Origin of the sequence: Citromicrobium bathyomarinum (assembly GCF_021021475.1) — a bacterium.
Taxonomy (GTDB): domain Bacteria; phylum Pseudomonadota; class Alphaproteobacteria; order Sphingomonadales; family Sphingomonadaceae; genus Alteriqipengyuania; species Alteriqipengyuania bathyomarina.
Genome location: NZ_JAINWL010000003.1, coordinates 480205 through 491926 on the forward strand (window position 1 = coordinate 480205; position 11722 = coordinate 491926).

Consider the following 11722-nt stretch of genomic DNA (forward strand, 5'->3'; position numbering starts at 1 on the left):
ATGGATCAGCTCGTTCGCCATCCGGTCCACCGCGCGCTGACCCGTCCGCAGATGTTTGCGGGCGTGACGCTGAACTATTTCATCATCAATATCGGCGTCACCACCGAAGTGTTTCTGATCACCGGTAGCTGGCTGGCGCTGCCGGTCGCCGCCGCGATGCACGGCATCGGCTATTTCGCCTGCCTTCGCGAACCGCGCATCTTCGACCTGTGGATCACCAAGGTCAGCAAGTGTCCGCGGGTCAAGAATTACAAGCGGTGGGGCTGCAACAGCTACGCCGCCTGAACTCGACCTAGGAGGGTCGACGCATGAGCAAATGGATCGGAGCTGCTGCCTGGAGCGCGAAGGAAGCCCGCGTCGGCGACCGGCTGCCCTATGCGCGTCTGGTGGACGAGCACACGCTGATGCTGCGCGACGGCGCGCTGCTGACCGCGATTCAGGTGCCCGGCCTGCTGTTCGAGACCGAGGATACCGAAGCGCTCAACGCCCATGCCGCCACGCGCGAGGTGATGCTGCGCAGCACGCTCGACAGCCGCTTCGTGATGTATCACCACGTGATCCGCCGCCGGGTCGAGGTTGAGCTGGACGCGGAATTCGAAGACCCGCTCGCCCGTCATATCGATGCGCGGTGGAAGGAACGGCTCGGCTCGGGATCGCTGTTCATCAACGACCAGTTCGTCACGCTCATCCGTCGCCCCGCGCGCGGCAAGGCGGGCTGGGTCGAGAAGGCGGGCAAGGCGCTCAGCAACCGCAAGAAGCAGGCGGTCGAGGTCGATCCCAAGGACTTGCGATCCCTGCGCGCTGCCGCGACCGGCCTGGTCGCCTCGTTGCAACCCTACGGGGCGGCGTTGCTGGGCGATTACACCGGCCCCAAGGGCTACACCAATTCGGAAATTCTCGAGCTGCTCTCCGCGCTTTACAATGGCGAGATGCAGCCGGTCCGCCGTCCGGCGGAGGACCGCGATATCGGCCACATGCTGCCCTATCGCCGGGCGAGCTTCGGGATCGACGCGATGGAGCTGCGCGGCTCGGGTGAGCCCGATTTCGCCGCGATGCTCAGCCTCAAGGATTACCCGGACGCGACCAGCCCGGGCCTGCTCGATGGGCTGCTGCGGCTGCCCTATGAAATGGTCGTCTCGGAAAGCTATGCCCCTTCGGAACGGACCACGGCGCGCGAGCGGATGGACCTTGCGATCCGCCGCCTGCGCTCGGTCGACGAGGAAGCGCAGGCCGAGCGTGCGGACATGCTCGCCGCGCGCGATGCGCTGGGCAATGGAGCGGTGGGCTTTGGCGATCATCACCTGAGCGTGCTGGTGCGCGAGCGCACGCTCCCCCGGCTCGACGATGCCACCGCCGCCTGCGCCGCCGCGCTGGCCGATACGGGCGCCATAGTGGTCCGCGAGGATACCAATCTGGAACCCGCGTTCTGGGCGCAGTTCCCCGGCAACGAGCAGTACATCGTGCGCCGCGCGATGATCTCTTCCGCCAATATGGCAAGCTTCGGCAGCCTGCACGGCTTCGCGCTCGGCCAGGCCGAGGGCAACCACTGGGGCGAGGCGGTGACGCTGCTGGAGACGACCAGCGCGACGCCGTTCTTCTTCAACTTCCACAATGGCGATCTCGGCAATTTCTCGGTCATCGGGCCGTCGGGTTCGGGCAAGACCGTGGTGATGAACTTCCTCGCCGCACAGGCGCAGAAGTTCAATCCGCGCACCATCCTGTTCGACAAGGATCGCGGCGCAGAGCTGTTCGTGCGCGGGATCGGCGGGCGTTACGACCGGATTTATGCGGGCGAGCCTTCGGGGTTCAATCCGCTCGCGCTGCCCGACACCCCCGCCAACCGCGCCTTCCTGCGCGACTGGCTGGGTGTGATGCTGAAGGCCGAAGGGCCCGAGGAACTCCAGACCATAAGCCATGCGGTCGATGCGGCTTACGAGAACGACGCGAGCCTGCGCCGGTTGCGCAATTTCCGCGAGCTGCTCAGCGGCACGCGCCGTCCTGAGCCGGGCGATCTGGCGGATCGTCTGTCGGCCTGGATCCATGGGGGCGAACACGCCTGGCTGTTCGACAACGAGACCGACGAGCTGGACCTCGATCGCAAGACGCTCGGCTTCGATATGACCGCACTGCTCGAAAACCCGCGCCTGCGCACGCCGACGATGATGTACCTGTTCCACCGGATCGAGGAGCGGTTGGACGGTGAGCCGACCATGATCCTGATCGACGAAGGCTGGAAGGCGCTCGACGACGAAGTCTTCGCCGCGCGCATCCGCGACTGGCTCAAGACGCTGCGTAAACGCAACGCGCTGGTCGGGTTCGCCACGCAGTCTGCGCGCGATGCTCTGGAAAGCCGCATCTCGACCGCGCTGGTCGAACAGACCGCGACCATGGTGTTCATGCCCAACAGCCGCGCCCGGCCCGAGGATTACTGCGACGGGTTCGGCCTCACCAGCCATGAACTCGCGCTGATCCGCACGCTGCCCGCGCACAGCCGCTGCTTCCTCGTGCGCCAGCCCGATGCGAGCGTCGTGGTCCGGCTCGACCTGTCGAATGCGCCCGAAGTCCTCACGATCCTCTCGGGTCGTGAGAGCAGCGTGCGCCGGCTCGACCTGTTGCGCGAAGCGGTGGGCGACAATCCCGCAGACTGGTTCCCCGCTCTCACCGGCCATGCATGGCCGGGCGAGCGCAGCGATGGCACGGTGGATGACGACAGCGTCGTCCTGCCGTTCAAGCAGGCTGCGGAATGACCCCGACCGGCGCCTGCGATCTGGCGATGTCCGAGGCTGCGGGCGGTGTTGCCGCTGCGCTGGAGGCGGTCAATTGCGTCGCCGCCGACGTGACGGGCACCACCTTCGGGCGGCTGTTCGCGCCGGGCGGCGTGCTGGTCACCGTGCTGACCATCATGCTGACGCTGTATGTCGCATTCTTCGCAATCCAGCTGGTGACCGGGCGCAGCACGCTGGGTGTCAGCACGCTGACCCCGCGGATGCTGCGGATCGGCCTGGTGCTGACCTTCGTGACCAGCTGGATCGCCTATCAGGCGGTGTTCTGGAACATCTTCGTCGAAGGGCCGGACTGGCTGGCGAGCGTGCTTACCGGAGACAGCGGCTCCGCCACGCAGACCTTCGCGACCAAGATCGACGTCGTCTTCGCCGCCGTGCAGCAGGCGAGTGAAGGGCAGACGGATATCGAGACCTTCTCGCCCGCAGGGATGCTGTGGATGGGTGCGCTGCTGTTCATGCTCGGCACCGTGGGCCTGCTGGTGACCGCGCGGATCGCGCTGGCGCTGCTGGTCGCGCTCGGCCCGATCTTCCTGGTGATGGCGCTGTTCGATGGCACGCGCGGGCTGTTCGTCGGCTGGCTCAAGGGGCTGACGATGATGGGGCTGACCCCGCTGTTCGCGGTGCTCGGCGGATCGATCATGCTGGAAATGTCGGTGCCCATCCTGGCCTCTCTGGTTGCCGTACCCGGCGATATTCCGGCGCGCGCGGCGATGGCGTTCTTCATGATCGGCGCGGTGCATGTCGCGCTGATGGTGATGGTGCTGAAGGTGATGGGCACGCTGGTCGGTGGGTGGACCGTATTCGGCCTCGCCAATTCCGATAGCGAGCGCGGTCGGTCGACTGCCAGCGCGCCCGCCACCGCAGCTCCAGCGGCCAGCGTCTACAACAGCGCCAGCGCCTCTCAACCTGCCCCATCGAGCGCGGCGCGCCGCACGGCTGTTGTCGCCGCCACCCCGACCATGGCTGCAAACGATCTTGGCAATCGTGGCGGCGCGGATGGCTCTGGCGGAGCCCGCGTGACCAAGGTTTACGCCACCTCTTCAGGGGATGGACATGCCGGCGTGGCCAGCAAGGCCGCCTCGCGCACCAGCGGCCTGGGCACGCGGTTCAAGACTGCATCCGGCGCTTCGGGCGTAGGACGCCAGACGGAGAAAATGAAATGATCGCCGCGCGTTACACAGCGCTCGCCTTCCTCGCAGTAATGGTCGCGAGCCCGGCTCTGGCCGACGACCCCCGGCTGGTCGAACGGCTGTACGATCCCGACGAGGTCGTGGTGATCCAGGGCAAGACCAAGGTTCAGGCGACGATCCAGTTCGGGGAGGATGAATCGATCGAGAATGTCGCGATCGGCGATTCCAACGCCTGGCAGGTGACCCCCAACCAGCGCGCCAACCTGCTGTTCGTCAAACCGCTGGAGCCCAGCGCGCAGACCAACATGACCGTGGTCACCAATCGCCACACCTATTTGTTCGATCTGGTCGCAAGTCCGCGCGCCAAGCCGCTGTATGTGCTGCGTTTCACCTATCCTGAACCGCCGGAAGAAGACGCCGACGCACAGCTGGCGGCGGGGCCTGCGCAGGAGGCCAATCCGGTCGAGCTGGCGGCGGCGAACGATCCGCTGGCGGTGGTCGACCCCGCGCTGCTCAACTTCAAGTGGGAGCCCGAGGGTCAGCGCGAGCTGTATCCCGACGAGATCTACGACGATGGCCGATCAACCTACCTCAGGTGGGAGCAGGAGCGGCCCGTGCCCGCGATTTTGATTGAGAATTACGAGGGCGATGAAGGCCCGGTAAACTCCACCGTGCGCGGAGACACGGTGATCGTCGATGGCGTGCCGAGGCAGATGATCCTGCGCTCGGGCCGCGAAAAGGCTGTATTGGTGAACAATGGTCCGGTCCGGGCAACCGCTGCGAGCGGGCCGGTCGGGGGTGGCCGCTAGGGCCGCCGAGGAAGGGAAGCGAACTATGCGCCTCGCAATGAAGATGCCGCCCAAGAAGCACCCCACCGATGGCGATTTCGCCAACGGGGCTCACGATACCGACCCGCGCGAGAACCAGAGCGCGGAGGTGATCGACCTCGCCAGCCGCAGCGTGCTGCCCAGCGTGGCGAACAAGAAGAGTTCGGACACGATGGGCATGGTCGCAGGGATCGCGATCGTAGCCGCTCTCGGTCTGGTCACGCTGTGGAGCATGAACAGCGCGCGGCTGGACGATGCGGACGCTACTCCTGCCGGCGATGTGGCCGCCGATGCCGGCGCAGCCCCCGCCGCGATCGCGGTGGACCCGGCCCCGGTCACGACCGGCGTCGCGCCACAGCAGCAGGTCGTGCGCGCGGACCCTGCGCCCGCACCGATCCTCTCGAACAATCCCAACCTTGCGCCGGGCACCGCGTCCAATCCCAACAACAGCCCCACGATCGTGTTCGACGCGTCGGGCAGGGCGGTCGCCAGCGTGCCCACCGGCGCTCTGCCCGAAGCCGCTGCCGCCCCCGGCAGCAACGGCGCGACCGGCACTGCAGCGGGCGACTTCGCCAGCCGCGTGGGCGGCGTGGGCGGCAGCACCGCGCGCGCGCAGGCGATGGCCAATCCGGGTACCACGGTGACGCAGGGCACGTTGATCCCCGCGATCCTCGAAACCGCGATCGATACCGACGTGCCCGGCTATGTGCGCGCGGTGGTGAGCCAGGATGTGAAGAGCTTCGACGGCAAGAATGTGCTGATCCCGCGCTCCAGCCGCCTCGTCGGCCAGTACCAGTCCGGCCTGCAGGCGGGGCAGAAGCGCGCCTACGTGATCTGGACCCGCCTGATCCGCCCCGATGGGGCGAGCGTGAACCTGCAATCGCCGGGGATCGGCTTCGATGGCACCACCGGCCTGCCGGGCGATGTCGACAGCCGCTTCTTCCAGCGCTTCGGGTCCGCGATGCTCCTTTCCGTGGTCGGAGGCCTTTCGGCGATCGGATCGGGCGGTGCCTCGGTCATCGTCGGTGGCGGCGGGCAGGCGGCGGCCGCCGCTGCCGTCTCGCAGGACAGCCAACTTGGCCCCGTGGTGCGGGTGCGCCAGGGCGAGCCGATCCGCGTGTTCACCGCGCGCGACCTCGATTTCTCCGGCGTCTGAGCGCTGGGCGAACGATCGATCATGAGTGCCGATATCCAGCCTCTGACCCCTGCGAGCGGCGCTGCCGACCGGCAGGTGCCGGGCGCGACGGGGGGAGGGAGCGTCTACCTCGACGCCTATCTCGCGCCGTTCCGCCAGTGGCTCGACCGGGACACGGTGACCGAGATCATCGTCAACCGTCCCGGCGAGGTGTGGATCGAGGATGCCGCGATCCCGGGCGGGATGCAGCGGATCGAGACCGACGCGATTACCGACATGCTGGTCCAGCGGCTGGCCGAACAGGTCGCGCGGGTCAGTCATCAGGGGATCAACCGCGAGCATCCGCTGCTCGGCGCGACCCTGCCCGATGGCGCGCGCGTCCAGTTCTGCGGACCGCCCGCCTCTCGCAAGCACTGGGTGATGGCGATCCGGCGCCACCGGCGTCTGGACCTGCCGCTCGATGCCTACGACACCGGCCCGCTCAAGCAGCAGGAAAAGGCCGCGATGCCTGACCCGCAGGCAGAGCCGATCGCGTTTCTGCGAGAGGCGATCCTGCAGCGACAGACGATCCTGATCTCGGGCGGGACCAGCACCGGCAAGACCACTTTCCTCAACGCGATGCTCGGCGAAATTCCGAAGGACCAGCGCGTTGTGCTGGTCGAGGATACGCCCGAGCTGAAGCTGCCGGGCGAAAACGGCGTCGGGCTGGTCGCGGTGAAGGGCGAACTGGGCGAGGCCAAGGTTACTGCCAACGAGCTGCTCCAGGCCGCGCTGCGCCTGCGGCCCGACCGGATCGTGCTGGGCGAACTGCGCGGCGAGGAAAGCGTCAGCTTCCTGCGGGCGATTAACACCGGCCATCCGGGCAGCTTCTCGACCGTGCACGCCAATTCGCTGCATGGCGCGCTGGAACAGCTATCCCTGATGGTCATGCAGACCGGCATCGGCCTGTCGCGCAGGGACATAATAGCCTATGCCGCCAGCGTCATCGACGTGATGGTCCAGCTGGGCCGCGGCGCGGACGGCAAGCGCGGCATTGCCCAGATCGCGCGCAGCGCCGATCTGTTGAAATCGGACGACTGGTAGGCGAACGAAGCCGCCGCGCAGGCTGGTCAGTCGCGCCGCCAGCCGATAGATGCGCGCCCGAATCCCCCATGCGCCTCACCCCGCCGCGCGGGCGCGGTGAGCCGCCACAATCGAAGCGAGTGCCGAAGCCCGATGGACACCCCGCTAAGCGCCAGCCCCGACCGCGATATCAGTGCGCGTTTCTTTAATCGCGAACTGAGCTGGCTGGCATTTAACGACCGGGTTCTCTCCGAAGCGCGCAACCCCGATTATCCGCTGCTCGAACGGCTGCGCTTCCTGTCCATCTCGGGCAGCAATCTCGACGAATTCATGATGATCCGCGTGGCTGGGCTGGTCGGGCAGGTCCAGCGCGGGATCGACAAGCCTTCGGTCGACGGACTGACCCCGGCGCAGCAGCTTTCCGAAATTCGCGCGCGGCTCGCCGCGCTGAACGAACGCCAGCAGAGAACGCTGCGCGACCTTCGCGAAATGCTCGCAGAAGCGGGCATTCACATGGCCGACGATCGCCGCATCGACCGCGAGGCGCATGAATGGCTGCGGCGGCATTTCCTCGACGAGATCATGCCGGTGATCACGCCGCAGGCGCTCGACCCGGCGCATCCCTTTCCCTTCATCGCCAACGAAGGGCTGGGCGTGCTGTTCACCGTGCGCCGCGAGGAGATCAAGGCGAACCAGGAGGAAGAGCTGGTCGAGATGGTGCTGATTCCCTCGGCCCTGCCACGCTTCCTGCGCGTGCCCGGTGAAGAGGCGATCTATATCGGAATCGAGAACCTCATCACCCGCTTTGCCGAGCACTTGTTCCCCGGTTTCGAGATGTGCGGCAGCGGCGTGTTCCGCGTGCTGCGCGACAGCGATATCGAGATCGAGGAAGAGGCGGAGGATCTGGTCCGCACCTTCCGCAGCGCGATCCAGCGGCGGCGGCGCGGGCAGGTTATCCAGCTGGAACTGGAGACCGAGTTCGATCCCACAGCCGAGGCACTGCTGCGCGACCGGCTGGCAACGCCGGGCGCGACTTTCGTGAAGATCGACGGCATGCTGGGCATTTCCGGCCTGTCGGACATCGTGAAGGAAGACCGGCCCGATCTGAAGTTCGATGCCTATTCCCCCCGCTACCCGGAGCGGATTCGCGAGCATGACGGCGATTGCTTCGCCGCGATCCGCGAGAAGGACATCATCATCCACCACCCCTACGAAAGCTTCGATGTGGTGGTCGATTTCGTGCGGCAGGCGGCGAACGACCGCAACGTGGTCGCGATCAAGCAGTCGCTCTACCGCGCGGGCAACCAGTCCGAGGTAATCGAGGCGTTGGTGGAGGCGGCGGAGAACGGCAAGTCGGTGACCGCCGTGGTCGAGCTGAAGGCGCGTTTCGACGAGGAACAGAACCTCTACTGGGCGAACAAGCTCGAACGCGCGGGCGTGCAGGTTATCTACGGCTTCGTCGACTGGAAGACCCACGCAAAGGTCGCGATGGTGGTTCGCCGCGAGGAAGAGGGCTTTCGCACCTACTGCCATTTCGGGACCGGCAATTATCACCCCGTCACGGCCAAGTTTTACACCGATCTCAGCTATTTCACCGCCGATCCGCGACTGGGGCGCGACGCGGCCAAGCTGTTCAATTTCGTGACCGGCTATGTCGAACCGCGCGGAACCGAACTGCTCGCGATCAGCCCGATCGACCTGCGCGAAACGCTCTACGAGCGGATTGATGCCGAAGTGGAGGCCGCGCGGCAGGGCGGGCCGAGCGGGATCTGGCTCAAGATGAACCAGCTGACCGATCATGACATGATCGAGCGGCTTTATGCCGCGAGCGAGGCGGGCGTGGAGATCCAGCTGGTGGTGCGCGGAATCTGCAATCTGCGCCCTGGCGTGCCCGGCCTATCGGAGAATATCCGAGTAAAATCGATTATCGGGCGTTTTCTTGAACACAGCCGGATATATGCGTTCGCCAATGGCGCAGCGATTCCGGGTGCGGAGACCAAGGTGTATATTTCGAGTGCGGACATGATGGAACGCAACCTCGATCGGCGGGTGGAACAACTGGTCCCGATCGAGAACAGCACGGTGCACGATCAGGTGCTGCAACAGGTGTTGCTGGCCAATCTGCTGGATAACGAGCGCAGCTGGTTCCTCCAGCCCGACGGGACATACGAGCGCGCCGATCCGGGCGAGAAGCCGTTCAATTGTCACCGCTATTTCATGACCAATCCCTCACTTTCCGGGCGTGGCGGCGCGCTGGAGGCGGGCGGTGTGCCGACGCTGGCACTGCGACGAGGAGCTGTCTGATGGCACGCAAGGACAAGCGCGGCCGGTCGACCATTTCCGGCTCCGAACCGCTCGGCGCGATCATCGATATCGGGTCCAACACGGTCCGTTTGGTAATCTATGGCGGCCCGCCTCGCGCGCCGAGCATCCTGTTCAACGAGAAGGTTACCGCCCGGCTGGGCCGCGATCTGGACGCGAACGGGATGCTCGCCGATGAATCCATTGAGCTGGCTCTCGCGGGGCTGGAGCGTTTCGCGCTGCTGCTGGCCGACCTGGAGGTCAAGCGGGTCGATACCGTGGCGACTGCGGCGGTGCGCGACGCGAAGAACGGCAAGGAATTCCTCGCGCAGGTCAAGTCGCTCGGCCTCGAACCGCGGCTGCTGAGTGGCCTGGACGAGGCGACCTACAGTGCGCAGGGCGTGCTCGGCGCATTTCCGGTCGCGCGCGGGATCGTTGCCGATATCGGCGGCGGCAGCCTCGAACTGGTGCCGGTGGAAGACGGCACGGTGGGCGAGGGATGCAGCCTGCCTGCGGGCACCCTGCGGCTGCCCAATCTGGGCGGCGGCGACCGCAGCAAGCTGCGCGACAAGCTGCGCAAGATGATCGGCAAGAAGGCCCCCGAGATGGCCGGCGAGGGCGATCTGTATCTGGTCGGCGGCACCTGGCGCGCGCTCGCCGCGTTCGCTCGCGACCGCTCCGATTTCCCGCTGACCGATCCGCATGGTTTCATGATGAGCCGGGAGGACGCCGGCGATCTGGTAAAAACGCTCGCCAAGACGGATATCGAGACGATCAGGGCGAACCCGCGGATTGCCTCTTCCCGCGTGGAGAGCCTGCCCGACGCCGGGCAGCTGCTGCAGGTGCTGCTGAAGCATTACGAACCCCAGCGGGTGGTGATTTCAGCGTGGGGCTTGCGCGAAGGGCTGATGATGGGTCGGATTGATCCCTACCAGCTGTCGCAAGACCCGCTGCTGGCAGGCGTGGTCGATTTCGCCGAAAGCCGGGGGGCCTCGGCCCTGCAGGCAACCCGCGTGGCCGGGTGGACCGTGGACACGGTCAGTTCGCTGCGCACAGGCGCGGAACGGTTGCGGCTGGCGGCGATCATGCTTGGCATGGCGGCGATGCAGACCGAGCCCAACCTGCGGGTCACGCAAGGGGTCGACTGGGCGCTGCATAAGCGCTGGCTGTCGATCTCGCCAGAAGGGCGCGCGATGCTGGCCGCCGCGATCTGCGCCAATTCCAATCAGCTGGAGCTTCCCGAGATGCTTCCAAGGCTGGCCTCGAAAGATGCGCTGGACGAGGCGATTACCTGGGGGCTGGGGCTGCGGCTTGCCCGGCGGCTGGGGGCAGGCTCGGCACGCTCGCTCGACGCCACGCGGCTGACGCGCGAGGACGACGCGCTGGTGCTGACCCTCGCGAAGAGCCACGCCGCGCTCTACGGTCCGCCGACCGAGCGCGACCTTGCGCAACTGGCCGCCCATCTCGGGCTCGAGCCGAAGATGCGGGTGAAGGGTGAGAAGAAGCTGCCCGAAAAGGGCGAAGCGGCTGTGCTGCTGGAACAGCAGATCAAGCGCTAGCGGTCACCGGTCGCGAAGGGCGAGAAATCGGTGTCGGTATCGAAGATTTCGACACCCTCCTCGCGCTTCAGCCAATTGACCGCGAGATAGGTGAAGGGGGTCAGGATCGCTTCCCATGCGGTCTTGATCAGCCATTGCGAGATGACGACCTGCCACAGCAGCTCGGGCGGCCATCCCGCGAGGCCATAGAACGCGAGCGGATAGAAGATCAGGCTGTCGAGCCCCTGGCCCACCACCGTAGAGCCTATTGTCCGCGTCCACAGCGCCTTGCCCTTCGTCCAGACCTTCATCTTGGCAAGAACATACGAATTGGCGAATTCACCCGCCCAGAACGCGATCATGGAGGCGGCGACGATGCGCCAGGTGTTGCCGAAGACCTTTTCGTAAGCCTCCTGCCCGTCCCATCCATCGGCGGCGGGCAGCGAGACGACCGCCCATGCCATGAAGGCCATGAACAGCAGTGCGGCAAACCCGGTCCAGATCACGCGGCGCGCGCGGGCATAGCCATAAACCTCGGTCAGCACGTCGCCGATGATGTAGCTGACCGGGAAGAACAGCACCCCGGCGCCGAAGCTCCATTCCATGCCGCCGGGCAGGATCACGTAGCTGGGCTTGGACGCGCCGATCAGGTTGGACAGCAGCAGGATGGTGACGAAAGCCGCCATCACCCGGTCGTAATGCTTGAAGCGTGCAGGCGCGATTACGTCGCCGGGTTTCGCTGGTTCGTCCGACATTCTTACCCCCCCGGAGCCTATCCCCGCATAAGCCGGTTTTGCACCGCCGCAAAGATGGCTATGCGCATCGCACACGCGCCCTTAGCTCAGTTGGATAGAGCACGGGACTTCTAATCCTGAGGCCGCAGGTTCGAATCCTGCAGGGCGCGCCAGTTTTTCCTCTCCGCCATCCATTTGGTGCAAAAGCGCGA

9 protein-coding genes and 1 tRNA gene are annotated in these 11722 nt (G+C 66.0%); 9 read left to right on the forward strand and 1 reads right to left on the reverse strand.

Features of this window, described 5'->3' with window-relative positions:
* From K7H93_RS14070 to K7H93_RS14105, 8 genes are all read left to right on the forward strand, one after another.
* Positions 1-285 carry a VirB3 family type IV secretion system protein gene (locus K7H93_RS14070; RefSeq protein WP_010238208.1) on the forward strand — a complete coding sequence of 95 codons (285 nt, stop codon included), beginning with the start codon at positions 1-3 and terminating at the stop codon, positions 283-285.
* 23 nt (positions 286-308) lie between these two features.
* A complete protein-coding gene (locus K7H93_RS14075; protein WP_230784138.1) occupies positions 309-2747 on the forward strand; it encodes a VirB4 family type IV secretion/conjugal transfer ATPase in 2439 nt (812 codons plus the stop codon).
* Complete coding sequence (locus K7H93_RS14080) at positions 2744-3946, forward strand: TrbL/VirB6 family protein (RefSeq protein WP_230784139.1); 1203 nt, start codon at positions 2744-2746, stop codon at positions 3944-3946. The genes K7H93_RS14075 and K7H93_RS14080 overlap by 4 nt, the downstream gene beginning before the upstream one ends.
* Positions 3943-4722 carry a TrbG/VirB9 family P-type conjugative transfer protein gene (locus tag K7H93_RS14085; RefSeq protein WP_230784140.1) on the forward strand — a complete coding sequence of 260 codons (780 nt, stop codon included), beginning with the start codon at positions 3943-3945 and terminating at the stop codon, positions 4720-4722. The genes K7H93_RS14080 and K7H93_RS14085 overlap by 4 nt, the downstream gene beginning before the upstream one ends.
* A gap of 37 nt (positions 4723-4759) precedes the next feature.
* Entirely contained in the window at positions 4760-5896 is a 1137-nt protein-coding gene (locus K7H93_RS14090) for a TrbI/VirB10 family protein (protein ID WP_230784159.1), read from the forward strand.
* Positions 5897-5917: 21 nt separating this feature from the next.
* Positions 5918-6958, forward strand: a complete 1041-nt coding sequence (virB11, locus tag K7H93_RS14095; RefSeq protein WP_230784141.1) for a P-type DNA transfer ATPase VirB11 — start codon at positions 5918-5920, stop codon at positions 6956-6958.
* Positions 6959-7090: 132 nt separating this feature from the next.
* Entirely contained in the window at positions 7091-9241 is a 2151-nt protein-coding gene (locus tag K7H93_RS14100) for an RNA degradosome polyphosphate kinase (RefSeq protein ID WP_230784142.1), read from the forward strand.
* The gene (locus tag K7H93_RS14105; RefSeq protein ID WP_230784143.1) at positions 9241-10797 is read left to right on the forward strand and encodes a Ppx/GppA family phosphatase; all 1557 of its coding nucleotides are present in this window, start codon (positions 9241-9243) and stop codon (positions 10795-10797) included. The genes K7H93_RS14100 and K7H93_RS14105 overlap by 1 nt, the downstream gene beginning before the upstream one ends.
* Here the strand turns inward: K7H93_RS14105 and K7H93_RS14110 are convergent.
* The gene (locus K7H93_RS14110; protein WP_230784144.1) at positions 10794-11531 is read right to left on the reverse strand and encodes a queuosine precursor transporter; all 738 of its coding nucleotides are present in this window, start codon (positions 11529-11531) and stop codon (positions 10794-10796) included. The genes K7H93_RS14105 and K7H93_RS14110 overlap by 4 nt on opposite strands.
* A gap of 75 nt (positions 11532-11606) precedes the next feature.
* Here K7H93_RS14110 and K7H93_RS14115 point away from each other — a divergent pair.
* Positions 11607-11683 (forward strand) — tRNA-Arg (locus K7H93_RS14115).
* Positions 11684-11722: the final 39 nt, after the last annotated feature.

Bases quoted from the DNA above. Each gene is read 5' to 3' on its own strand.
- K7H93_RS14085 (WP_230784140.1), top strand. From the start codon at position 3,943: ATGATCGCCGCGCGTTACACAGCGCTCGCCTTCCTCGCAGTAATGGTC.
- K7H93_RS14090 (WP_230784159.1), top strand. From the start codon at position 4,760: ATGAAGATGCCGCCCAAGAAGCACCCCACCGATGGCGATTTCGCCAAC.
- virB11 (WP_230784141.1), top strand. From the start codon at position 5,918: ATGAGTGCCGATATCCAGCCTCTGACCCCTGCGAGCGGCGCTGCCGAC.
- K7H93_RS14075 (WP_230784138.1), top strand. From the start codon at position 309: ATGAGCAAATGGATCGGAGCTGCTGCCTGGAGCGCGAAGGAAGCCCGC.
- K7H93_RS14070 (WP_010238208.1), top strand. From the start codon at position 1: ATGGATCAGCTCGTTCGCCATCCGGTCCACCGCGCGCTGACCCGTCCG.
- K7H93_RS14080 (WP_230784139.1), top strand. From the start codon at position 2,744: ATGACCCCGACCGGCGCCTGCGATCTGGCGATGTCCGAGGCTGCGGGC.
- K7H93_RS14105 (WP_230784143.1), top strand. From the start codon at position 9,241: ATGGCACGCAAGGACAAGCGCGGCCGGTCGACCATTTCCGGCTCCGAA.
- K7H93_RS14110 (WP_230784144.1), bottom strand. From the start codon at position 11,531: ATGTCGGACGAACCAGCGAAACCCGGCGACGTAATCGCGCCTGCACGC.
- K7H93_RS14100 (WP_230784142.1), top strand. From the start codon at position 7,091: ATGGACACCCCGCTAAGCGCCAGCCCCGACCGCGATATCAGTGCGCGT.